Below are 22,776 nucleotides of genomic sequence, written 5' to 3'. Positions count from 1 at the left end.
GGCCGGAGATGCTGTCGGCCTCTGGCCCAAAATTCTTGGCGGACAGGGTGTTTCACTCTTCGGATCGGGCTGAGTGTGAGCACACGTATCTTGGGTACAAGGTATGGACCTCGGCCAGCCGGCTTTGGTTGTCAGTGTGGCGGGGGGTCAGGTGTCAGTGTGGCGAGGTATTCGGCGGCGGGGCCGGTCTGGGGTGCATCGATGCGCTGGTAGATCTCGACCGCCTCTCGTAGTTCGGTGATGGCGGTGGCCGTGTCGTCGAGCCCGACTCGGCACCGGGCTGCTCCTTCCAGTGCACGAGCCTGTTCGAGTTGGTTGCGGATCGTGCGTGCCAACGCGAGCGCGTCGGTGAACTGTAGGAGTGCGTCGCGTCGCTCACCGGTCTCGAGCAGCAGTTGTCCGACTTCGTTGAGCGTCTCGGCTTCGCCGCGGCGGTCGCCGAGCTCACGGAAGAGGGGCAGTGCCTGCCCGAGCAGGTCCGTAGCGTCGGCATAGGCTCCAGCCGATCGGCGCACGACGGCGAGGTTGCCGAGGGTGTTGGCCTGGCCCAGTCGGTTGCCGAGTTCGCGGAAGAGGGTCAGCGCCTGCTGCTGGAGGTCGGCGGCCTCGGCGTAATCTCCGGTCAGTTGGTGCACGACACCGAGGTTGCCGAGAGTGTTGGCTTGGCCGAGCCGGTTTCCGAGTTCACGGAAGAGGGCCACCGCTTGTCGGTGGAGGCTGGCGGCCTCGGCGTGGTTCCCGGTCCACATGTGCACGAGGCCGAGGTTGGTGAGGGTGTCGGCTTGGCCGCGGCGGTTGCCGAGTTCGCGGTAGAGGGCCAGTGCTTGTTGATGGAGGTCGGCGGCGTCGGCGTAGTCCCCGGTTAGTCTGCGGACAAGGCCGAGATGGTCGAGGGCGCCGGCTTGCCCCAGTCGGTCGCCGAGTTCGCGGTAGAGGCCCAGTGCTTGTTGTTGCAGGTCGGCGGCGTCGGTGTGGTCTCCGGTGCGCTGGTGCACGATGCCGAGGTTGCCGAGCGCGTTGGCCTGGCCCAGTCGGTTGCCGAGTTCGCGGTAGAGGGCCAGCGCCTGCCGGTGGAGGTCGGCAGCGTCGGCAAAGTTCCCGGTCAACTGGCGCATGATGCCGAGGTTGGTGAGGGTGTTGGCTTCGCTGAGGTGATCGGCGCCGAGGTGGTGGGCAGTGTCCAGGGCGCGCTGGTGGAGATCGGATGCCTGTGGCCATGGTCCGTCGCGTTCGAGCAGGCCGGCGAGGATGTCGGCCAGGCCGATCGATCGTGAAGGCTGGGAGGTGGTGGTGTGTTTGAGGCAGGCGAGCAGGTTGGCGCGTTCGGTGCGCATCCACGCCAGCGCCTGCATCTCGTCGCGGAATTCCGGCACCGCAGCGTCCGGCAGTGAGGTGACGGTGTGGGTGCTGGGGCGGGCAGTGGGTCGTGTGCGGCGGGCCAGGTGTCGGTCGGCCGCGGCGGCCGTGGCCTGGTAGTAGTCCAACAGCCGATCCACCGCTCGACGGTTGGTGTCGGTCAGGTCGGTGTCGGCCAGGGTGCGGGCGTAGGTGCGGAGTAGGTCGTGTTGTCGGTAGCGGCCGGGCTGGGTTTCCTCGACGAGATGGTCGGTGTAGAGCGCCTCCAACTCGGTCTGCGCCGCCGCGACGGGGACACCGGCCAGCGCAGCGGCCGTGTGCATGTCGGTATCGGACCCCGGATGCAGGCCCAGACACCGGAACAGGCGTTGCCGTTGAGGGGGTAGGTCTTGGTAGGACATGGTGAACGCGACTCGCACCGCCCGTGGTCCGGCCTCGAGTTCACCGAGCCGGTCCGCGGTGGCGGCGAACTCGCCCGCCAGCATGGCGATGGTCCAGGCCGGGCGCTGCGCCCACCGGCCGGCCAGCAGCACGATCGCCAACGGCAGGAACCCGCAGCGCCGGACGACCTCGGCGACCGCAATCGAGTCTGTCTCTGTGGGGGTGCGGTGAGCGAGGGCGAGGAACAATTCGACGGCGGCATCGGGGGCCAGCACGTCCAGCGGCACCGCAACGGCGCCATCGAGTGCGACCAGGCGACGCCGGCTGGTGACCAGCGTCAGACAGCCGCCGCCCGCAGGCAGCAATGGTTCGACCTGCGCGTGGTCACGCGCGTCGTCGAGGACCAGCAGTATCCGTTTGCCATTCACGCGGTCCAGCCACAAATCCCGGCGCCCCTCCAGGGTGGCGGGCAGGGACCGGGGATCGACACCGAGACCGGTGAGCAGCCTGGCGAGCACGTCGGCGGGATCCGCGGCAGTCTGTCCCGGCGTATGGGCGTGCAGCTCGACGAAATACCGTCCGTCGGGGAATTCGGTCGCCAACTCGTGGGCGGCGCGGGTGACCAGGGCGGTCTTGCCGACTCCGGGCATGCCGTCGATGGTATGGATCGACACCACCTGCCCCGGCCCGGCCGCGTCCACGATTCGCTGCAGCTCGGTGTCGCGTCCGACGAAGGACGCCACGTCCCGGCGCAGCGTGCTGGTCACCACAGGACGCGGCGACGGCTGGACGACCGAGTAGTGGACAGTGAGATCCCGACCGACCTTCACACCAGTGATGACGATCGCGGGTTCTGGTGGCGCAGCAGTACCCCGGTCTACCCCTACTGCGCCGCTGGAGGGTGCGGCGATCGCCCGTCCGCCCGTATCCCGCTGATCCTGAACGAACCTTCCACGGAAATGTTCTCGGCGATCACTCCGGCACCCGTGGCAGCGGTGACATCGGTGATCTCCAGCTGACCGGCGCGGATCTCCCGCAACCGCACACCGACCGTCTCGGCGACCTGCGGCGCGTGGTGCTGCACTGCCACCAGCACCTGCCCTGCCGCGGTCAGCAGTTCCTCGTCGTCTCCGGCGCCGGCCTGTGCGAGTTCCTCGACCAGCACCGCCCGACGTGCAGTCGACTGCGGCTGCCGTTCCACGACCTCCACATCCACCGACCGATACCGGCCGGTGATCAGCCTCTTCAATGCCTGATACGCATCAGTGACCGCCCGCTCGGCCGTGCCCGTCAATCCCGCCGCCGCACCGGCAGCCACCGCGGCCACCACCATCGTCACCGGCTCCACCCCACCGACCTCCCGCACTCGAAGCCACCCCGGCGCGATAGGGGATCCGTATCACTCAACCAAGCAGGAACCACCCGGCGCAAGAGATTCGACCGAACCATAACAACCGGTCTGAAACGACACTTCCGGCAACTCGCTGTCCGTAACACCACTCGCTCATCGGCTACTTACAGGGCAGTCGGCGGGGTTCCTTCGGTCACCCGCGCGGTGGCCGAGCCATCTGCCAGCGGGAGTTCGCAATCTCAGAACTGTGGCAGGTCCGCCACGTCACCGCCAAACTTTCTGAGATTCCGCCACGAGTTTTGAGACCCTACAAGTCATGTAGGGTCCCAAAATTCGTGGCGGATGCGATCCTCCTGACCTGGTGATTTCTGGCTTGTCTCAGGTGGTGGCCAGAGGTGGTTGTCTCGTTTCGGTGGCATTTCTGTCCTGGTGCCGGTCGGCCTGGCGTCGGTTGACGCTCTTGCCGTGTCATGTATTGGACAGGTCTTGGTTCGGATCGTCGCCGGATGGCAAACGCGAAATGTTGTCCGGTCGGGTTGCGGCCCAAGCGATTAGGGTCGGGCTTGTGGATGTTCTGGACAGGTTTCGGTTGGATGTTCCGGTTGCGCAGGCGGGCATGCCTGGCATCGCGGGCGGTCGGTTGGCCGCTGCTGTTGCGGGCGCGGGTGGGCTCGGGACGATCGGTTTGATGCCACCGACCCCGTTGCGGGCCGCGATCGGCCGGGTGCGGGACGAGGCTCCCGGTCGGTGTGTGGCGGTCAATCTGTTGATGCAGTTTGCGCGTCGTCACCATGTCGCAGCCTGTGTCGAAGTCGGTGTCGATGTCGTGGTGGTTGCATTCGGCGGAGACGCCGCGCTGGTGCGTGAGCTTCGCGAGGCTGGCGTGTTCGTGCTGGTGATGGTCGGAACCGAGAACCAAGCTCGTCAGGCAATGGGATGGGGTGCGGACGGTCTGATCGCTCAGGGCCGCGAAGCGGGCGGGCATTTGGTGGGAACTGTTGCGGCCCTGGAGTTTCTGCCGCGAGCGCTAGCTATTGCGCAGGAGCGGCCGGTGTTTCTGGCCGGAGGTGTGGCGACGGGTGCTGACACCGCCGCCGCGCTGGCTGCCGGTGCGGCCGGGGTGGTGGCCGGGACTCGCTTCGTCCTCACCGAAGAGTCCAGTGCTCACCGCGAATACCAGGAGCGAATCCTCGCCGCCCGCACGACGCTGGAGACAACCGTGTTCGGGTTGGGTTGGCCTGCCCGGCACCGGGTGGTGCCCAACTCGGTCACCGATCGCTGGTGCCGCCCAGACGGGGCGGCGCGTCGGCTTCCGGCGCTGATCAATGCACTCAGTGGCCCGCTGGCCCGTTGGGCGCCCGAGAACAGCGAAGGATCGGTGCTGCGGATGCAGCGCCCCGCGATTCCATTGTTCAGTCCGGCAGCGCAGCTGGAAGGGATGCCCGCGCAGTGGGTCGATCGGGCCGCACTGTATGCCGGTGAGTCCGTGCTGCGGATCGACGGTGTGATTCCCGCTGAACAAGCAGTCGCCGAGTTGGCCGGGTAGGAACCTCACAGTCGCGCCAGAATGGTGGCAGCGCGTCAGATCAGCTGGCAGAGGACAATTTCCTCGGTCTGCTGTTGGTGTGAATCGTTTCGGTGGTGGTGGGACGGGTGATTGTGTCATCTTCGTCGTTGGTGGCCCCGATCTCATTGATCGCGTTCAGGACGGCTTGGCCGAGTGGTGTGAGTGTCATGGCCCGGTTCGCGCGGGCGCGGTCCAGGAGTGCGCCGCCGAGGTCTCGTTCGAGTTTGTAAATTCTTCTTCTGATCGTGACGGGGTGGCGGCCGATGGTTCTGGCGGCTGACAGGAGGCTGTCGTATCTGCAGGCGATGACGAAGTCGTTGAGGCGACCGCTGTCGGTCTTGATGAGGGCCTGCCGCAATAGGATCGGTGATGCTGCGAGGTCGGCCGCGGTGGGGTGGTTCGGGCGGTCGTGGAAGGGGGGTCGGCGGGGTTGGCGTCGGAGGGGAATGTTGTAGCGCTCAGCCCATTTAGCCAGGGTGCCCGAGGTCATGCCGGTTTCGTGGGCGAGGTGTTCCATGGGGCGGCCCAGGGTGATGTATTGCTCGTGGAGCCAATCTCGGTCGACGTGGGTGATGCGTTGTCGTCCGGGGGTGCGCAGCGGTATGTGGTAGTCGCGGGCGAGCAGCGCGATGACGGTGGCGTCGACGCCGATTCGTGTGCCGATCTCGGCGGTGCTGAGGCGCTGGTGCAGGTAGAGGTCGCCGAGTTTGCCTGGGGGCAGGGCCGCTTTCGCGGTGAGGTAGGCGGATCGGTTCGCTGCGGTGTCGGCGGAGAGCGGGGCGGGGTGGATCTCCAGGAGGTGCCGGACTGTGTCGAGGGTGGTGCCGAGTATTTCTGCTGCTCGACCCGGGGTGTGTTCTTCGTGGCGGATCAGGCGGTGCAGGTGGGTGATATCGATGTCGGCGGGGTCGGCGCCGGGCAGTGACAGTCCGTGCAGCAGGTGGGTGGGCGGCTGCCAGCTGGGTGGTTCGTCATCGATGCCGTGGGTGGTGAGGAATTCGAGGGCGTGGTCGTCGAGGGCGCGGGCCAGTTGCGGTGTGAGCCGGCGGACGAAATCGGCTGTGCGGGTATGGAAGTGCTTGTTGTTGACGGCGGTGGGGCTGGCATCGTTGGGCAGGCCGCTCAGGCGTTCGAACAGGTAGCAGCGGGCGCGTTTGGCGGTGGCGCTGTTGAGGGCGACCGCGCCGATGTCGCGGCAGATCCGCTGCCAGGTGTGCTCGGGTAGCAGGCCGGTGTAGTCGAGGCTGCGGCGGCGCTGGTAGTCGATAGGTGCGCCGACGTCGGCGAGGTAGTCGCTCATCAGAGTGAGCGACCGCCGGACGTCGTCCCAGTGGCCGCAGTCGGCGAGCAGTTTCAACGCCCGGATGGTGCGGCCGTTGTCGGTGACACCGCCGAGCATCTGGGCCGCGTCGGCGATCGGCAGCATCGTCCCGACGATCAGCAGCGCGACCGAGAGTCCGGGCCGGAGTTGTCGTTGCTGAGGGCGTGGCATCGCCAGCCGCAGTGACCAGACCGGCCAGAGCAGCGTCGGGAGGTTGCGAGCGAGCGCGGTGATTCTGGCCGGTCGGCTGTCCGGGCGCTGGGGAAAGACATCGGCGATGCGGTAGCGCAGCTGGTCGCCGGGGTTCATCGACGGGGCGAGGGCGGACAGCTGGACCGCGTCCAGCACGGGGCTGGCGCCGGTTCGCCGCAGGGTGGAGGCGTTGGTCTTGGTGGCGGAGTGGGTTTTTCCTCGGTAGTCGCGTGTCTCGGTGATCAGCCAGCGCAGGGCGTCACCGCCTCGGTGGGCGTCGGGCGCGCCCAGGGCGGCGAGGGCTGCGGTGACGGCAACGGCTGCCGTGGGCGCGGCCGGTAAGGCGCGGCCGGGCCTGTGGGTGTCGGCTCGATGGGTGGCCTGGGAGTGCGCGTCGAGCAGGTCGGGTGGGATCACCTCGGCCAGCGATTCCGGGCTGGCGTAGGTGAGGACGCGGTCAGCGACAATTCTGAGGTCGGTCAGTGCCGTTTCGCCCGGCATGGGTGCGGTGGCGTAGACGCCGAACGCAGCGGTGCCGGTGTCGATGATGTTGTCGATCCGGCGCTGGGCGTGCAGGGCTGGGTGATCGGTGTCGAGGTGACCCGTGTCGGCTCCGGTCAGGTCGGCGCCGCAGCGGGCGGGGGCGATGCCGACCGCGCCGGGCAGTGGGCTGGCGCAACGGCCGGGCGCGGGGACCGCGAGGCCGGGCAGGGGAAGGCGGCGTTGACGATGCCGGCAGACCGGGCAGGTGTCGGCGAGCAGCCGGTGGTGGCGCAGGCAGGCGAACGACCAGGCCAGGCGCCAGCGCAGCTGCCAGCGGCCACCGGTCTCGGCAAGACATTGCGGGCAGAACCGCGACGAGCTGACCGGGCTCCAGGGGAAGGCACTCAGTTTGCGGGTGACGGGGTCGATCCGCAACGCGGTGCCGTGGTAGCGGTCCAGCGTGGCCGCCGCGATGTCGGCAGGGTCGCAGGTGGTCGCGGTGGTCAGCGTGGTCATCTCGTGCGGCGTTGGCCGGGCGATCCAGGCGGTCACCGTAGATCTGGGCTGGGTGAGCCCGACAGCGTCGAGCATGTCTTGCCAGCTGGCGCGGTGGCGGGCGGCGAGGGCTTCGAGCCAGGAGTCGATCGCTTCGCCGGGCAGCGGCTCCACCCGGATCGGCAGCGTCCGGGCGCTCAACCGGTCTTCCGCAGCCGGGTGGTGACCTTGCGGGCCGTGATCGCGGCTTCCAGTTCCTGGCGGCCCTTCTCCGCGGCGGCGTCGTTTTTCACCTGGTCGAGCAGCGCGATATCGAGCTTCTCGGCGCCGGTGCGGACCGCTCTTTGGCAACCGCGATTGATCAGGGTCATCAACGATCCGATATGGCCGGTGGAGCGGGCGAACAGGTAGTCCGACAGGTCGTCGGCGATCATCCCGGGGTGCTTGTCGGCCAGCACGACGCGTTGCTCGATGCCGAGCAACAGCTTGCGCCACTGTCTGCGGCCGGTGTCGGTGTCGACGGTGAACCCGGGCATATCCAGCGCAGTGGCGCGCCGCCCGGTCTGGGCGAGCACCGCGTCGTGATAGTCGGTGCCCTCGGAGAACAAGCCTTTCGCAGCCAGCCCGACCCCGACGAACACCAGGGTGACCGGGAATTCGTTGGCGATGTATTTGAAGTGGTTGCTGATCTCGACCCCGCTGCGGTGGTTCCATCGCAGAAAGTGCAGGTCATCGACCACGATTATGGTTGTGCCGCAAGACAATACGCAGTCCAGGGCGCGGTGGGCGAACTCGGCGGCCGTGCCGCGGTTGACCCCCGGGTGGCCGTAGAACTCCAGCATCGCCCGGTTCAATTCACGCATACCGGTATTGCCGGTCAACCCGACCCGGCAGACCGGCCAACGCTCGTGTCCGGCGTCGGTTTCCTCTCCGAGCACGGCGACCTCGCGGCGATGGAATTTCTTGGCGAACGCCAGCACCGCGGTGGTCTTGCCCAGGCCCGGGAAGGCATCGACCGCGACCGCGCCCTTGGCCTTGTCGCCGTCCTGGCAGTTGCTGTCCACAATGTCCCACAAGTCCTCGTGCAACGCCTCCATCTGCGGCGTCATCAACGGACCGAGGTTGGCGTGCCATTCGCGCCGCTGCCGGTTGTGGTCTTCGAACGCGTTCTCGCCCAACGCTTCCAGTTGCCGACGCGTCAACGACTCCGGCCGAATCCGGGCCGGGGTGTCACAGAACCGGCGCCAGCCCTCCTTGCGGGACAAGGTGAGATTGTCCAGCCGCGGCGCCGATGGCGTCGGCGCTGATGAATTCTCGGTGCCGGGCCGGGCGCTCACACATCCTCCAGGGCGTCGGCGTAGAAGTCCTCGTCATCGAAATCGTCTCTGCCGTAGTCGAATTCGTCGTCAGTATCGTCGGCGTCACCACCTTCGGGTTCGGACTCCGGCGGCGGCGCGGGCGCGGCACTCTCAGCGGCTCCGGCGGTGCGGGCCAGGATCTTCGCCACCGATGGCAGCGTGCTCACCTCGTCGGCGGTGGAAGTGCCGTCGAAGGTGGCCGCTTCGCGCGACAGCCGCAACGCCATGCGGCGCTCGACCACCGACGAACCCAAGCCGAGGTTCCAACGTTCCAGCAGGTCCGCGACCGCGAGCCGGTCGTCGGGGTAGGTATATTTCGCCGCGGCCAGCTGGCGGGCGAACTTGAGGGCGTCCTCGCTGAATGGCATGTCCGCGACCGGGGCGTGTTCCCAGCGCAGCGCCCGCCACCCGGTATCGGGATTTCTGAACCAAGCGCGGGTGATGTCGTCGGGGTCGTAGTGGATCGGCCAGCGGCGTTTGGCTTTGGCTCCGGCGTAGGGGCTGAGCTTGCCGCGCAGCCCGTCGAGAGCATCACCGTTGTAGCGGCGTCCGCCGAACTCGACACCGTAGTGCTGGATGGTGCGCCACTCGACCTTGAGGAACTCGTAGGCCAGGTCCGGATCCCTCGGGACCTCGATGTAGCCGGCGCGGGCCATGCCGTGCTCGAACATCGCCGCAGGTGAAAACCGCAGCCCTTCGACCTGCGGGTCGACCAGGCCGTCATGGGGGCGGCAGTGGTAAACCGTCGCCACCCATTCCCGGATGATCGCCTCCAGCTCATCCAGATAAAAGAACGCCTCCGATTCCGGATCCAGCCCCCGCGAATGAACATCGGGACCCTTGTAACCGGGCAGCGCCTGGAGTAGATCCTCGCGCAGGGTGCGGAAGAACCGCTCGACCGGGCCCTTGTCACGACCCGTTCGCAGCCTGGCCGGTTGGATCGAGATCCCCATCCGCTGACACACGCTGGTCAGATGCTCCGAGACATAGATCTTGCCGTGATCGATCACGATCGTCTCCGGCACCACCGCCGGATTCGCCGCCCCGCGCAGTGGGCCCTCGATCGCATCGACATCGACCAGCACCGACCGCGGAATACCGTGCTCGGGCCAGACCGCATGGCGCGGCCACTCCGCGCCGGCCGGGCGGGGCCGGAACGCCTGGAACAGCGTCGCCGCCGCGTCCACCGACTTCGTCGACACCGGCGTGATCCGGATCCCGCAGATGCAGCGCGAGTACCAGTCCATCGACACCGTGAGCTCGGCCTGCATCCACCGCAACGTCACCGGATCCAGCGCAAACACATCCAGCCTGGTGGTGTCCATCAGCAGATACTCACCCGGCCGTGTCGGGCGCAGCTTCCCGTAAACCCCGTCCGGACGCCCCGCGATATCCCGATTTCGCTTGGTGCTCAACCGGAACAACGGATTCCGCCGCTCCAGCTCCTCCAGAATCCGGAACGCCGTCGCCCGCGACGGCAACTCCACCACCCCCGCACCGAACCGTCCGGTCACCCGCGCGTTGGTCCGCTCGATCACCAACGTCCGCGACGGCCGGGACTGTTCGGTGTGCTCGGCCATCACCTCCAGCGCAGTCTCGGCCCAGCGGGAGTCGGTGCTGCCGAACGAATTCCGGCCCGTGGACCTGCTCTCCACCAAGCCCGCTTCGCCGGCCCTGCGATAGTCGGCGACCCAGCGCTCCACCGTCCGGACACTGACCCCCAGCTCGATCGCTTTCGCCTCGTACCGGGTAGTCGACGGCAACGCCGGATCGTATTCGGCCCGTGGCTCTTCCGCCGCGGCCAGCTCGGCGGCGCCGGACTTGTAGCCGGTCAGCACTTCCCGGACATGCGCGGCCCGCTCGAGCAAACGACACCGTTCGGCGTCGCTCAAGTTGTCCAGAACAGCGCTTGCCAACGCCTCGTCGTCGGTGCCTGCCGGGCCGTCCTCGACCGGGACCACCCGGACACTGTCGGAGGTGAGCAACTCGCGCACCGACACACGGCGCACCGACCGCTCCGCCGACTGCGACCGCAGGACAACCTCATTGCCGACCGGCGTGAGGATCATCTCCACGACCTCGACAGCCTCGCCGTCATAGATCAACCGAGTACCGACACCGAATCGGGTTGCCGCCCTGGCCATCACGCCGCCTGCAGAATGCTGCCCGACCTGAGCCGCGTGGACATATCCACCACGAACTCCTGCCGCCACAACAGGTGCAACAGTCCTGCCCGGACCACCGCTCGCGGAAGCGTCGATATCGAAGCAAGTACCTCGGCGATAGTCATCCCGCTCGTTACCGAGCCCCGCACCCCATCGAGAACGTCCGGCTCGAACAACCAGGCCCGCCGGTAGCCGGCGAGGAATCCGACATTGCCCAGCTCAACCGGCTCCGGTTCGATCCAGACCTCGTATCGCCAGCCACGAGCCGTCACCACCTGCTCGGTCCACCCAAACGTGAACGCGACCTTCGGATTCTGTAGCCGCGCAGCAGGTTTCACATCGACCACCACCGGGCCGGATCCGGTGAACAACAAGAAGTCCGGGACGTGACGGCGAACCTTCCCGCCGCACTCCGCCCGCAGCAGAAACGGCTGCGCCACGATCCGCCGCACCGAGCAATCGAAATCGGCGAACAACAGCCGAGCCAGCTCGAGCCGCGACTCATAGACGACATGCCCGGACTCGGTCGCCGACCAATACGACCCCGAATAGTGCTTCTGATCGTGATACCAGCGGAACCTCCGCCACGGAGCCGCCCCGCCCAACACCTCAGCCCCCACAGCTTCCAGCGGCTGGACCAGCTCGGACCCATCGGCACGCCGGAAAGCGACCTCGACAGCATCGACACCGACCGACCGCTGAGAGCCCGGCACACCCACGCTCGACAACTCGAAACCTCCTGCCGCGGAAGCTAACTGGCGACGATCATTCACCAATCAGCCCGCGACGGGAGCGGAATCTCAAAACTATGACGGATCCGCCACGTCACCGACACTCATTCTGAGATTCCGACACGAGTTCTGAGACCCTACAATCAGGCCCTTGCGAACGCCTCTTCAGCAGCGAACTCGTTGTCGAGGACAGCTTTTCGGAAGGCTGTCCACTCGATCTCGTCGAAGACGAAGGCGGCAGAGCCATTGACCGCGGCAACATGCCAAGTTCTTCCCGTAACGGTGACCTCGACACAACCGTTAGCGTTGGTCAGCCGGTCTGACGCGACCTCGTTCTGCCATGCGGACCATTGGGCAGGTGTGAACAGGATGGCCGGGCTGTCGGCCAGTTTGGTGTCGGTTACCTCGATCAGGGCTGTCCGGTTGCCGGTCGAGTCGCTGAGGAAGTCGACTGCTACGCATCCGTTGGCGTGGTCGCTGTAGGTACTTTTCCTGCGGCCTGCACGTCGTGCGCCGGTAAACATCGTCTCTCCCAATGGTGCGTTACGCATCGATGAGCTCTCTGATCGCCTCGGCTGTAGCTTCCGGCGAGAGCGCAACGTCGCGTAGTTGTTCGACGGTCTTAGTGTACCCATCCACGTATTTCGACTCCTGCAGGTAGACGGCGCCGTGCCGCATCTCGACGTACGCGATCGAGCTGGCTTCGGCGAAGTCCAGCAGGACGAACCGTCCGGCGATAGCTTCGTGATGGCCGATGCTGGTCAGCAGCAGTCGCAACGAGACATTCGGGAGATCTGCGAGCTCGAGCAGATGCCGGTACTGCTCGATCATCACTCCGGGCGGACCGATCGGCCGTTCCAGCGCGGCCTGCTCGATGAAGGCTTCGAGTTCGAGCGGATCGTCGCTCTCGGTCACTCGCCGTTGCCGCTCTTGCCGCAACGCGGCGACCCGGTCGTTGTGGTCTGCTGGCACGCGCAATGTGCCTTCGGTCGCCGCCAGGCTATAGCCGGAGGTCTGCACCAGGGCCGGAAGTACCTGGGGCGCGTAGATGTGGGCGTGCGTTGCCAATCCTTCGAGTCCGACGAACGTTCGCAACCAGTCGGGCACGACATCGGACCACGGCGCCCACCACGCGGCACGCTCGTCCGCCGATGCCGCCAACGCGCACAACCTATCGATGTCGACCTGGCTTGATCCGTAGAACCGCAGCAACGTGTCGACCTCGTCGGGTCGTTGCTGATTGCGACCCGACTCCATGTTGTGGATCTTGCCGGTTGAACAGCCGAGCGCCTTGGCTGCATCCGCGATGGTCTTGCGGGCCTGGCCGCGCCTGGTGGACAGCTCGGCACCTACCAGATATGCCACGGCTGCAGAGTCGCCTCGAATGGCCACGTGCCCTCCTGCGGTCTCGGTCCTCATGAGCATGCCCAGTCTGCCCGATCATGGATTCGGGCGCGACAACCAGGGGATTCTCCACATGATACCGCACGTATAAATCCGCCTATTGCTTCACGTGAATTTTCATGTGACTATTTCAATGTGTCGGGGATCACCACCCCAGGGGCGACGGTCCGATCCGGGCCAACCCCCGTGGCAGGGGCGATGCCACCGGCTACCGGCCACAAGCCCTTGACCCTGTGACCGGCGGAAATCAGGCGTTCGGGTAGTTCGTACACCCGACCAACCGGCCGTCTGGTGAAGCAGCGAGACATGAGGTGGGACGGATGTTTGCTGATTGGGAAAGCACAGACGAATCGACCCCGGCATTGACGACGCACCAGCGGCGCGATCAGGCGGGGTGCCGGGCCGCGGATCCAGACCCGTTCGCTTTCACCGAACCGGTCGTGATCGAAATCGCTGATCATGCTGAGGGGAGGTCTCCGACAAACGCTGCACCGCCCTTGGCGTATGGGTATTTGCGTACGGATCTCGTCGGTGATGGTGATCGTGCTGAGCGCCAGATGATCCGGGCTGCTTGGGATCTGGGCTTCCAGTTGGCTGCAGTTTTCCGGGAGCAATCACCTCAGACGGCCGCGGTGCCTCCTGCGTACGTGGATCTTGTGTGTGAGTGCTGCCGCGCCGAAGCGCACATGGTGATCACCGTTCCGGGACATCTGTGCGGCATGGCGGTTCCACGCATGGTTCTGCTCGACATGCTGGCAGTACGCGCCCATGCGCAGGTGTGCGAGGTGACCCTGCGATGAGTGCAGAGTCAGTAGTACCGCGCGGTATCGGCGCGAAACTGAATCCTTTGATTGTCGAAAAGCCGCCCGTGACGGGCATTCTGTGCGCCGCCTGGACGGCAATGGCGCACCTGGGAGTGCTGTCGGTTGGGGGGCTGCTGTGAATCCGCGACCGTTGATGTTGGGGTACTTCCGCGAGGAGTGGGTGCTCGACGTGCTGGAGACGGAGCATCGATTGCGGGCGTTCGCCGAGGGCGAGGGTTTCTGTCTGGATCGGGCCTATTCCGATGCCGGAACGGCGACGGGATCGTTGTGGATGCTGACCAACGAATTCGAACGCGGCGAGTGCCGTGACCTGGTGGTGCCGTCGCGGCTGCATCTGCATGCGGAGTCGGGGCCGCGACGGATGCTGGTGGCGCGGCTGTGCGCAGCGGATCCTGCGGTGCGGTTGTGGTCCCTGGATCGCCGAGAGGGCCAGGTGGTGCTGCGCAGAAACGAGCGGGGTGCCGGCCGGGCGCGGGCGGTGAGTGTTACCGAACTCGATGGTTTTCGGTGCTCGGTCTCGCGAGCCGGGTTGGAGTGCGCCCGGCTGCATGTGCACGAGAGCCTGACGCGGGCGGGGCTGCGCGACATGGTGCCGATGGTGGACACCGTGGTCGGCGCGCTCTTCGACGAGGCGATGGAGGCCACCCGGCAGCGGACCTCGCGGGAGTATCCGATCTACACCCGCACCGCGCAGGCGCTGCATCGGCTGGCGAGTGAAACGTTCAACGAGTTGTCGATCCGGCTGCTGATCACCCGATCGGACGAGCTGGTGGTGGAGGTCGTCGAGCCGCGTGTGCACGAGCAGGATGGGCTGCCGATGGCCGTCATGCCGCTGGGGCGCTACGGGCGCATCCGGCCGCGTGAGGGCGGCACGTTGACCTGGTGTGCGCTACCCCTGACGGCTACGTGGACGGAAATGGCGCACCTGATTCACACCCATCACATCGCCGCTGGGGGTGCGTCGTGACGCCGAGAACCTCTGCGCGAGAAGACCTCTCAGAGACCACGGGGGGACCACCGCCGACAGAAGCCACACAGCAGCACACCAGCACCCTCGACCCGGACGCGAACGTCGATCGCCGTCCGAAAGCGATCGCTCTCGTGCGCCGAGACATCTCGGGATTGAATGCCCCACGGCATGCACTCGACATCGAAAAGCACGCGGGCACGCTGGGCTACCAGCTGTTGTACATCGTTCGCCCGCCGACCGATTGTGACGATCCGGTCGGTTACGCGCTCGGAATCGCCGCGGGTCTCGACGTCGAGATCCTGATCGTGCACGGACTCGACACCCTCGACAACTCGCCAGCGCGAGTGTGCGAGGACGGACTGGACGTCGAAGTCGTGTACCCGCCGGAGACATGGACACGCGCCCGAGTAGCGGCGGAGGTCGACCGGTGACTACCTGGGCCGCCGTCTACACCGCCGCCGCTGTGCTCATGGCTGCATTCGTGCTCCTCGTCGCGCTCGCGTGTCTGTGGCCTGCGGACCACCACGACGACATCCATCCACTCACCGTCCGCCAGGGTGCACACGGGCGCGTGGACGCCGCTGTCCCCCAACAGGTTCTGGTCGACTGCACGGCCCCGGACGGCCCGATGACCGTCGCCCAAGCCCACCGGGACATGCAGCTGCATCGCGAATGCCGTTGCCCACGACAGCGTTTCGCGAGACAAACACTCATCGACGCGGGACATCTCAAACCCGACACCCACAGGGAGCCGTTCGACTCATGGATTCTGACGTGATCGCCGACCAGCGCCGAGCATTCCGCGTCCGACGCGCACTGTATGTCGTGAGCGGATTCCTGATCGCTATCGGCGGAGGTCTGCTCACCGAAGGCGCCTGGGTGCGCGGCCCTGCCGTCATGGCGCCCGTCGCGGTCCTGCTGTGGGCCGCCTACACGAACTACGAGATGGCCACCGACCTGGAGGTCCATCGCAAGACGTTGTCCCAGTTCCTCGACGGCCCAGGGCAGGACGAGGGCTGATGGGCTGTGCCGCGCACCCCCTCGAAGGGCTGCGGCAAGGCACGTGGTCCGAGGACGAGAGTGCTTGTGCGACATGGACTGTGCACGACCACGTCATCTACGTGCACGGTGCTTCCGCGAGCCTGTGGGGTGGGCGGCCCCGCATGTTCGATCCACCCGCGCGGCTCGGACAGGTGCGGCACGAGTACCCGGAACTCGACGCGATTCTGTGGCAGGAAATTCAGTTCGAAGCCGACTACCTCCGCGACCGGCACGACGGCACGGTGACACACCTACACATGCCGGAATTCATGAAGCGAGCGAAAGCAAAACACCTACGGGAAAGGGGAATCAGTGTCGATGACAGCGACCAGTAACGGAGCCAATTCTCGTGCGGAGCCGCATCCGCTCGATGTCGGCGTGCGGCGCTACTTCGGTGTCCGGGCGCTCTCGATACGCGCGGGCGTCAATCCAGATCACGTGTACAAGGCGAGGACCACGAATTCCCGATTGTTGTGGGTTCCGGCGCCGGACATACAGGTCGGTCGCCGGGTCGGCTGGTCGCTGCCGTGCATCGAGCACTGGTGCGCCCACAGCTTCGAGCCGTTCGAGCGTGCGCCGACGATCCGTTTCGCGTCCACCCGCGAGATGGAGAAACACCACCGGATGCGCCGCGAAACGATCTGGCAGGAGATCCGCGACGGCCGCATCCCGCATCCCGCCGTCTGGGTGGACGAGACACCGGGCTGGATCCTGCCCGACGGGCAGGTGAACCAGTGACCAAGCAACGCACCAGGTTCCGCAACCACACCACCGAGATGGACGGCACCCGGGTCGTGTGGCGCGGCGACGAACACGGCAGCATCCATCTTCTGTCGCTCTACGTTCTCGGCGGCGTCTCTGTCAATTTCGGAGCCGAGTCAATCCTCCTCGAGGATGCACAACTTCGCTGGCCGGAGCACCGGAATCTCTGGTCCTACATCTGCCACACATTCGAGGTGACCGACCGGCGAGACATACGACGGAACAGGAAAGCATCATCTGGTCGTCACGGTGGATGACGAGGTGCAGGCGGACTGTCCACCTCTGCCGTGCGGCGAACCGCCGGACTGAACCGTCAAAGCTTTTCTTTTCCAACGCTTTCCCAAGATTGCTTGTTGAAAGGACGTGCCCTTATGCCCGACGCTCGACCCGAGTACGTCGTCTACAGCCTCACTCCGGATACGCCCTTCGCCTTCACCCCTGCCGCCGACGGAGGCGACACCGGACCAGCCCTTGCCGGGTTCCGGGCTGTTCCTGCGAGTGTGCGCCGGGAGGGAAGAACCGAGCACCCTCGTCGGCCGAGTCACCGTGCAGCTGGTCGGTACCTGGCGGTACATCCACGAGCAGCGGCCCAAGGACACCCGGGATATGGCCAGGTTGAACGAACAGCTCGACCTGGCCGTCTGGCTGATCGACCGGGAAGCAGGCGCGCATACCAGAAACATCGTGTACCAGGTCGATGCACCGTTGAGTCCGTCAACGTATGGCCAGTGGGTGGCATGGCTGGTGTGGAAGTACGTGCTGTACGGACTCCGGCAGCACGACCCGCAACACCACGAACGAGACGCGGCTGAACTGTCGTGGTGTATCGAATCGTTCACCGAGCTGGTGACCGCGGTGCAAGCGGGGCGGCTGCGGCTGCCGAAGGAACAAGTACCGGGGGGATTCATCACGTCCAGACTCCGCATTCCTGAGAGAATCGTGCGGAGTCCTGGGCCGCCACGGTGGGGACCGCTAGTCACGCCTTGACACAGGAGCATCAGATGGCGGGAAAGATCCGGGTACACGAGCTTGCGAAGGAGTTAGGGGTTCCAGCGAGTACCCTTCTGCGACGACTCCGCGAGCAGGGAGAATTCGTCAAGTCTGCGTCGAGCACGATTGAGGCACCGCTTGCACGAAGGCTCCGGGATGCTACCCAGCGTGGCGTTGGCATTGAACCAGGCGCAGGCCGACGGGCCGTTACGCCGCCCGCTGACCCACATCCTGTCCCGTCGATGTACGGATGGAACGCGAACCCAGTTAAGGAGCCGACAGCACCCGAAGTGCTCGATGGGATTGCGCAACTTGGACGGCTCTTCCCCGAGGCAATTGACCACCTCGACGCATTGCGCCGACTGGGATCCCAAATGGTCCACGCGTCGACGGGCACCCGTCAGCTAAAGGACTGCGGCATCGCGCTTGTGAGGTTCAGTGGAGCCGTGGAAGCAGCCTTCGGGCTCACACGGGAGGTGCTGGTAGTTTACACACCCTATCGAGACCTGCAGGTACGAACCTTCCAAAATGCGAAGGAAACCTTGCGGACGATGCATCGCGAAGCGACTCCTGACTTGATATTCGTGTGCGCACCTGACCCTCGGATTGGCGCAAAACTGGAGGACTGGAGCGCCTCGGGGTTCCTCGCTATTCCGCTGCGTTCGGACGAAGAGATGGATGCTATGTCATTCATCACAAGAATACGAGATTATGTATACAGCCGAGACTTGTTCTATGAGACTACACCGGTAAAAGGTGGACAATTCTTCGGACGGAAGACGCTCCTTCAGACCCTACGAGACGATGTCAAGCGCCAACGCGTCGCCGGCATCTTCGGACTTCGCAAGGCTGGTAAGACAAGCGTTCTATATCAACTCTCCGCAGATCTTGAATCCACCAGGACTATACCGCTTCTACTGGATCTAGAGGCATTTCCAGCTCCACCGGACGACGACCCCATTCCACATATAATCGAAGCCCTTTCGGTCAAGCTGGTTGACGAACTCCAGTCCCGAAACTTGCGCACCAGTGAAATTAGGCGGTTGAACGATCGGGCCAGTATCCCGCAGTTCAAAACGGTCCTCACAGCGGCTCTCAAGAGGTTGGAGAATGAAGACTACGGGCTGCTTCTCCTCCTCGATGAGATCGAGTTTCTCACGCCAGCGGATCGAATCGATGTAGCCGAGGGCCCGATGCCTCAAATTGCGCAATTCTTGGGCGCGCTACGGAGCGTCGTGCAAGAGTGTAAAAACTTCACATTCATACTGTCCGGACTGACTAGCGCAATCCTAGAGAATGGCCGCCTGTACGGGCGTCCAAATCCGCTCTTTTCGTGGGCGAAGTCCCATTATGTCGGACCGCTGACCCGAGATGATGCCGACCATCTCGCCACGACCATTGGTGCGAAGATGGGGATTGAAATAGAAAATTCTGCGTTGCGCTCTCTTTATGACGCATCCGGCGGACATGCTTTTCTTTACCGAAATCTCGCTTCAACAGTAGTCGGAAGACTCCCAATAGATATATTCCGGCGGAGGATAACGAATTCTGACGTTCTCTACGCGCTTGCGCCCTGGAAAGGAGAAATAAGTGGAAATATTGCCGAGATGATCGATCACGTAAAGCGATACTACAGCACAGAGGCACTCCTATTGGACGCACTTTCCGAAGACTACGACACTTTTTCGGAATTTGCTCAGGAGTATCCGCAGGCGTTGAGTCATCTCCTCAGCTTGGGGTTAGTCCGTCCAGTCGATAATAGGTACGAGATCAACAGTTTATTGGAGTTGCTGTGACCGAAAATGGGCAGACTTATATCTCGCAGTGGATCGCTTCATTGCTGAGATCCGCCAATCGTCACGGTATTGTTTTCGTGCCGCTAGGCGCTGGATTCGATGGGATCCGCAGTACGTGCGAACGATGCGTACCAGCAAACATGACAGCGATAGAATACCTAGATGGCGAGCTTGGCAACTACCCAGAATCGTCGACGGTGGCACTTCGCGAGCTTGAAGTATTCTGCCAGGGCGGTGGGCCACAAAATCTGAGTTCGTTGCGGCAGAAGATTCACGAAGACTGTGAGAATGGGAATAAATTCATCCTTTTCTCACGGCTTCCCAAAAGTAGATATCCTGACGTTCCTGGAAGTTCGGTTCTTATCGACGCAAAGGTAGTTACTCCGCCGCTAATGCCCGTTATCGATGATAACGGTGAAATGGCCTTCGTTTTACCTACCGATGACGGAACCGCGATAGAACCATCTGGGGACCTGATAGTTACCATACTTAGCGAACTCGGCATGGATGCCGTTTCAGATATGGATCGTATTATCTTTGAATCTATGGTCTCACGTGACGAAGTAATCGCGAACCTGCAGTCGCGAACTGTTGAAGGTTTGGCTGGCGCCGGGTTGGTGCGAGTGGCCGATGATGAATACGTATGGGCGTTTCCGCGTTCCCACAGCCTGCTACGCCGCGCATTGGCGGACGGTATCGCCCGATACAACGCACCTCCAAGTGGCGTCACTGAGGCGTTCGGCCTCATATGGAGCATCGAGCGCTCTCTCAGGTGTGCGATGCGCACGGCCGCAATCATGAGTTGCCCCAATCAGACGTGGCAGACCCACGCATTGAACGGCAATCTCCCTGCCGAAGTGCTGGAGCGCGCCTCTGGCGACGCCTACCCAGCCGCCAAGAGCATTAAGGAAATCCGGGATCCGTTGGAATGGCTCACTCTCGGAGAGCTCCTGGAACTTCGCCGCTCCAGGCCGAAGGTCTACGGAAGTTTGGGGGTCGAGGATTATGTGTGGCGGTCATTCACAGTCGAGGTACCCGCAATTCGAAACAGGCTATCGCATATGAGACTCCTGCAAGAAGGTGATCTTGGGCGCCTGAAAAAATGGCATACGACGCTCACCCGAAAGTTGAAGATGGTCTAAATGTCACTCCAATGCTGACGAGATTTTCTTGGTGAGTCAAAGGGAGGAAGTGCGCTGACGGATCGGCCACTGATCGGGGCGGGCTCTATACCGGTGCCCTTGTGGACGGTCCGGTCATATCGGAGACATCGGGAAGTCGGCCGACCGGAATGAACCGAAGCGCGGTAGTCGCGAGTCGCACGATGAGGTTGTTCGAAACTATGCCAGCTCACGTGCTCGTCGGTGACAGTGATCTCGGCGAGCAGCGGCCAGCAGACCGTTTCACCACACTCATACGCGAGTGCCGGAGTCTTCGAACCTATTGTCCTGCTCGAACTTCCATGAGAATGGCCGTCCAACCGAGATCTAAAGTCCTCCGGTCGGAGAAGACCGTTTGCCTGACCTGCGGGGTTGCATACCGGTGCGACCTCGAACGTGTCGATCAGATCGGTCAGTGGCAGACCGTCGACCTGGGCATGACTTGCCATTCCGCACAATCGGGAGGACACCCGCGAGCAGCCAGTGGCGTGGGCCGGGGAACCGGCCTCCGTTGTCGAACCGGATCATATTGTGGCCGGTACGAAGCGTTTTGGTGAGATCATCGGGCTGGTCGTCGCCATGGCCGGGATTAGCCCGGTGCTGGGAGTCGCCGGCAGGGGCGCAAGGGTGCCCTTCCGCAGGAAGGGTCAAGGGCCCACTGCATCTGCTCTTCTACCGCCTGCGATGCACCTCCCGGCAACTACCGGTGGCCCGACCTGGAAATCTGTCGAGCCGCCAGTGTCGTTGCGAAACGTCGTCAGAATTCGCAACGACGCCGGTGTCACCGTTCTGCTGACATTGCCAGAATTCCGTCCGCATCAGTTTGATTGAGCCAAATCCCTCGGTAGCGGCTCAAGCCAGCTGATGCGTCCATGGTCAACAGCGCAGCCTGGCATTAGATTCGTTGGGCCGGGACATTGCTGACCGCAGCACTGATTTCCGGCTCTGTGCGTACTGGAAGTCGACCGACACCCCTGGTCGGTCCTCGCCGGTTGGGGCGATCTGCCCGTACCCCGCGCGCAACAGCCGTTGCGAGTTCCCGCTTGGGGAGAAGATGTCGCAATAAGAAGACGGTGACGGGCCCAGCCGCAGAGAGCCTAGCCCGGTCAACCGTTCAACGTGCTCACCCGGGGGAGCAGGTATGGCTGGGAGGCGGCGTCATTGCGGGTGCCACCATCGGCCGTCGGGGCTCTGGATGCACGCGGCCCAGTACTTGCCTCCGTCGCAGGACTGTTTTGTGGAGTAGCCCTTGTTGCACACCACGAGTACGGGCAGTCCTACCGGGCAGTCGGTGCCGCCGGAAGTGTCAGCCGAGGCCAGCGGGGCTACGAGCATGCCGGCCAGCAGCGCGAGGATCGTTGTCGCGGCCGTCTTCATGCTGCCCTCCGGTCCCCGTCGACGGGGCGGCGTCGCGGCAGTACGGCCGCCGGATCGGTACCGGCGCGGCGGCGTTGTACTTGGGATTCGTTGGGGGGCAGTTGATTTCGGCGGTACACTAGGACGTCCTCGTGCGCGATGAGTGCCAGGGGTAGGCCCGCGTCGCGGTTTTTGAGGACGAAGTCGCGTTGGAAGAAGCTGGAGTGCGCGACGATGCCGCCGTCGGCGAGGCGTCCGAGCAGTGCGGCGGCGCGGTCGACAGGGACGAGCCCGGCGGTGGCGGCGCATTCGGACAGCATCGATGGCAGGTCGATCAGTTCGGCGTGCTGACGCCAGGGGCGGGCGGTGATGACGACGTGTCCGCCGGGTTTCACGTAGTCGGCGGCGGCGGTGAGGATGCGGGTGAATCCGGACAGCAGGCGGGGCACGCCGAGGTTGGCGAGGTTGCCGCGGTCGAGGGTGTTGCCGTAGCGGTGGTTGTATTTGCGGACTCCTTCCCCGGCCCGGACCTGCACACGCCCATGGATCGAGTCGCCGTAGGGGGGTGAGGTGATCAGTAGGTCGACGGTGCCGTGCAGCTCGGCCGGGAGGAATCTGGCGAGTTTGCGGGCGTCGCCGGCGTAGACCTCGGCGTCGGTGTCGTGTCCGGCGGCGCGGGCCAGGGCCAGGTTCTCGCGTGCGATGTCGGCCCATCGCTGCTCGTATTCGACGCCGAGCGCGCGGCGGCCGGTGTGCACGGCTTCGACGAGGGTGGTGCCGATGCCGCACATGGGGTCCATCACCAGGTCGCCGGGTGTGCTGTAGCGGGCGATGGCTTCGGCGGCGATGGCGGGCAGCATTTTCGCCGGATGCGCCGACGAGGCCCGGGTGTAGCGGGTACCGCGCTGGGCGGCCGGTGCGGTCTGCGAGGTCGCCCACACCGAGACCGCAGCCGGGGTGTCGGGGACCGGGGTGTCGGGGGTGGCGTCGGGAGTGGGCATGGAATGCTCACCTTTCGAGGTGGGAGCGGGTGCGCGGCGTTCGCACGGTGCGGGCTGGCGGGGTGTGGGGCG

The 22,776-nt window shown here is 64.7% G+C and carries 22 protein-coding genes and 1 pseudogene; 13 read left to right on the top strand and 10 right to left on the bottom strand.

Annotation, left to right across the window (positions count from 1 at the left end; all coding sequences use genetic code 11):
• Positions 1 to 131: 131 nt before the first annotated feature.
• Positions 132 to 2,567, bottom strand: coding sequence for an ATP-binding protein (locus QH290_RS10820; protein ID WP_280382751.1), 2,436 nt, complete (start codon positions 2,565 to 2,567; stop codon positions 132 to 134).
• 53 nt (positions 2,568 to 2,620) lie between these two features.
• Complete coding sequence (locus QH290_RS10815; RefSeq protein WP_280382750.1) at positions 2,621 to 3,103, bottom strand: hypothetical protein; 483 nt, start codon at positions 3,101 to 3,103, stop codon at positions 2,621 to 2,623.
• Between the two features lie 550 nt (positions 3,104 to 3,653).
• Between QH290_RS10815 and QH290_RS10810 the strand changes: the two genes are divergently transcribed.
• Positions 3,654 to 4,634, top strand: coding sequence for a nitronate monooxygenase (locus QH290_RS10810; RefSeq protein ID WP_280382749.1), 981 nt, complete (start codon positions 3,654 to 3,656; stop codon positions 4,632 to 4,634).
• Positions 4,635 to 4,674: 40 nt separating this feature from the next.
• Here QH290_RS10810 and QH290_RS10805 read toward each other — a convergent pair whose 3' ends face one another.
• The 6 genes from QH290_RS10805 to QH290_RS10780 form a co-directional block, all read right to left on the bottom strand.
• Positions 4,675 to 7,347 (bottom strand): TniQ family protein, encoded by a 2,673-nt coding sequence (locus tag QH290_RS10805; protein ID WP_280382748.1) that lies wholly within the window; start codon positions 7,345 to 7,347, stop codon positions 4,675 to 4,677.
• Positions 7,344 to 8,483 carry an ATP-binding protein gene (locus QH290_RS10800; RefSeq protein WP_280382747.1) on the bottom strand — a complete coding sequence of 380 codons (1,140 nt, stop codon included), beginning with the start codon at positions 8,481 to 8,483 and terminating at the stop codon, positions 7,344 to 7,346. Before QH290_RS10800 ends, QH290_RS10805 begins: the two co-directional genes overlap by 4 nt.
• Complete coding sequence (locus QH290_RS10795) at positions 8,480 to 10,648, bottom strand: Mu transposase C-terminal domain-containing protein (protein ID WP_280382746.1); 2,169 nt, start codon at positions 10,646 to 10,648, stop codon at positions 8,480 to 8,482. Before QH290_RS10795 ends, QH290_RS10800 begins: the two co-directional genes overlap by 4 nt.
• On the bottom strand, positions 10,648 to 11,388 hold the full coding sequence (locus QH290_RS10790; protein WP_280382770.1) for a TnsA-like heteromeric transposase endonuclease subunit: 741 nt from the start codon (positions 11,386 to 11,388) through the stop codon (positions 10,648 to 10,650). The genes QH290_RS10795 and QH290_RS10790 overlap by 1 nt, the downstream gene beginning before the upstream one ends.
• 155 nt (positions 11,389 to 11,543) lie before the next feature.
• Entirely contained in the window at positions 11,544 to 11,924 is a 381-nt protein-coding gene (locus tag QH290_RS10785; RefSeq protein WP_280382745.1) for a DUF397 domain-containing protein, read from the bottom strand.
• Positions 11,925 to 11,943: 19 nt separating this feature from the next.
• Entirely contained in the window at positions 11,944 to 12,765 is an 822-nt protein-coding gene (locus tag QH290_RS10780) for a helix-turn-helix domain-containing protein (RefSeq protein ID WP_280382744.1), read from the bottom strand.
• Between the two features lie 359 nt (positions 12,766 to 13,124).
• On the opposite strand from QH290_RS10780, the gene QH290_RS10775 reads away from it, so the two are divergent.
• The 12 genes and pseudogenes from QH290_RS10775 (at position 13,125) to QH290_RS10720 (ending at position 20,329) form a co-directional block, all read left to right on the top strand.
• Positions 13,125 to 13,604, top strand: a complete 480-nt coding sequence (locus QH290_RS10775; protein ID WP_280382743.1) for a hypothetical protein — start codon at positions 13,125 to 13,127, stop codon at positions 13,602 to 13,604.
• A complete protein-coding gene (locus QH290_RS10770) occupies positions 13,601 to 13,747 on the top strand; it encodes a hypothetical protein (protein WP_280382742.1) in 147 nt (48 codons plus the stop codon). Before QH290_RS10775 ends, QH290_RS10770 begins: the two co-directional genes overlap by 4 nt.
• On the top strand, positions 13,744 to 14,595 hold the full coding sequence (locus tag QH290_RS10765; RefSeq protein WP_280382741.1) for a hypothetical protein: 852 nt from the start codon (positions 13,744 to 13,746) through the stop codon (positions 14,593 to 14,595). Before QH290_RS10770 ends, QH290_RS10765 begins: the two co-directional genes overlap by 4 nt.
• A gap of 134 nt (positions 14,596 to 14,729) precedes the next feature.
• On the top strand, positions 14,730 to 15,029 hold the full coding sequence (locus QH290_RS10760; RefSeq protein WP_280382740.1) for a hypothetical protein: 300 nt from the start codon (positions 14,730 to 14,732) through the stop codon (positions 15,027 to 15,029).
• Positions 15,026 to 15,376 (top strand): hypothetical protein, encoded by a 351-nt coding sequence (locus QH290_RS10755; RefSeq protein WP_280382739.1) that lies wholly within the window; start codon positions 15,026 to 15,028, stop codon positions 15,374 to 15,376. Before QH290_RS10760 ends, QH290_RS10755 begins: the two co-directional genes overlap by 4 nt.
• Positions 15,361 to 15,618, top strand: coding sequence for a hypothetical protein (locus tag QH290_RS10750; RefSeq protein ID WP_280382738.1), 258 nt, complete (start codon positions 15,361 to 15,363; stop codon positions 15,616 to 15,618). The genes QH290_RS10755 and QH290_RS10750 overlap by 16 nt, the downstream gene beginning before the upstream one ends.
• Positions 15,618 to 15,974, top strand: a complete 357-nt coding sequence (locus QH290_RS10745) for a hypothetical protein (protein WP_280382737.1) — start codon at positions 15,618 to 15,620, stop codon at positions 15,972 to 15,974. Before QH290_RS10750 ends, QH290_RS10745 begins: the two co-directional genes overlap by 1 nt.
• Positions 15,958 to 16,377, top strand: coding sequence for a hypothetical protein (locus QH290_RS10740; RefSeq protein ID WP_280382736.1), 420 nt, complete (start codon positions 15,958 to 15,960; stop codon positions 16,375 to 16,377). The genes QH290_RS10745 and QH290_RS10740 overlap by 17 nt, the downstream gene beginning before the upstream one ends.
• Positions 16,374 to 16,658, top strand: a complete 285-nt coding sequence (locus QH290_RS10735) for a hypothetical protein (protein WP_280382735.1) — start codon at positions 16,374 to 16,376, stop codon at positions 16,656 to 16,658. The genes QH290_RS10740 and QH290_RS10735 overlap by 4 nt, the downstream gene beginning before the upstream one ends.
• Before the next feature lie 289 nt (positions 16,659 to 16,947).
• Complete coding sequence (locus tag QH290_RS10730) at positions 16,948 to 17,388, top strand: hypothetical protein (RefSeq protein WP_280382734.1); 441 nt, start codon at positions 16,948 to 16,950, stop codon at positions 17,386 to 17,388.
• 14 nt (positions 17,389 to 17,402) lie between these two features.
• Positions 17,403 to 17,678, top strand: a pseudogene (locus QH290_RS38055) (translation initiation factor IF-2 N-terminal domain-containing protein); the annotation flags it as partial.
• Positions 17,679 to 19,183: 1,505 nt separating this feature from the next.
• Positions 19,184 to 20,329, top strand: a complete 1,146-nt coding sequence (locus QH290_RS10720; RefSeq protein ID WP_280382733.1) for a hypothetical protein — start codon at positions 19,184 to 19,186, stop codon at positions 20,327 to 20,329.
• 1,176 nt (positions 20,330 to 21,505) lie between these two features.
• Here QH290_RS10720 and QH290_RS10715 read toward each other — a convergent pair.
• On the bottom strand, positions 21,506 to 21,724 hold the full coding sequence (locus QH290_RS10715) for a hypothetical protein (protein ID WP_280382732.1): 219 nt from the start codon (positions 21,722 to 21,724) through the stop codon (positions 21,506 to 21,508).
• Positions 21,721 to 22,704 (bottom strand): TRM11 family SAM-dependent methyltransferase, encoded by a 984-nt coding sequence (locus QH290_RS10710; RefSeq protein ID WP_280382731.1) that lies wholly within the window; start codon positions 22,702 to 22,704, stop codon positions 21,721 to 21,723. Before QH290_RS10710 ends, QH290_RS10715 begins: the two co-directional genes overlap by 4 nt.
• Positions 22,705 to 22,776: the final 72 nt, after the last annotated feature.

This window comes from Nocardia wallacei, from assembly GCF_029869545.1.
Classification (GTDB): Bacteria; Actinomycetota; Actinomycetes; order Mycobacteriales; family Mycobacteriaceae; genus Nocardia; species Nocardia wallacei_A.
This window is presented reverse-complemented; position numbering and strand designations above follow the sequence as displayed.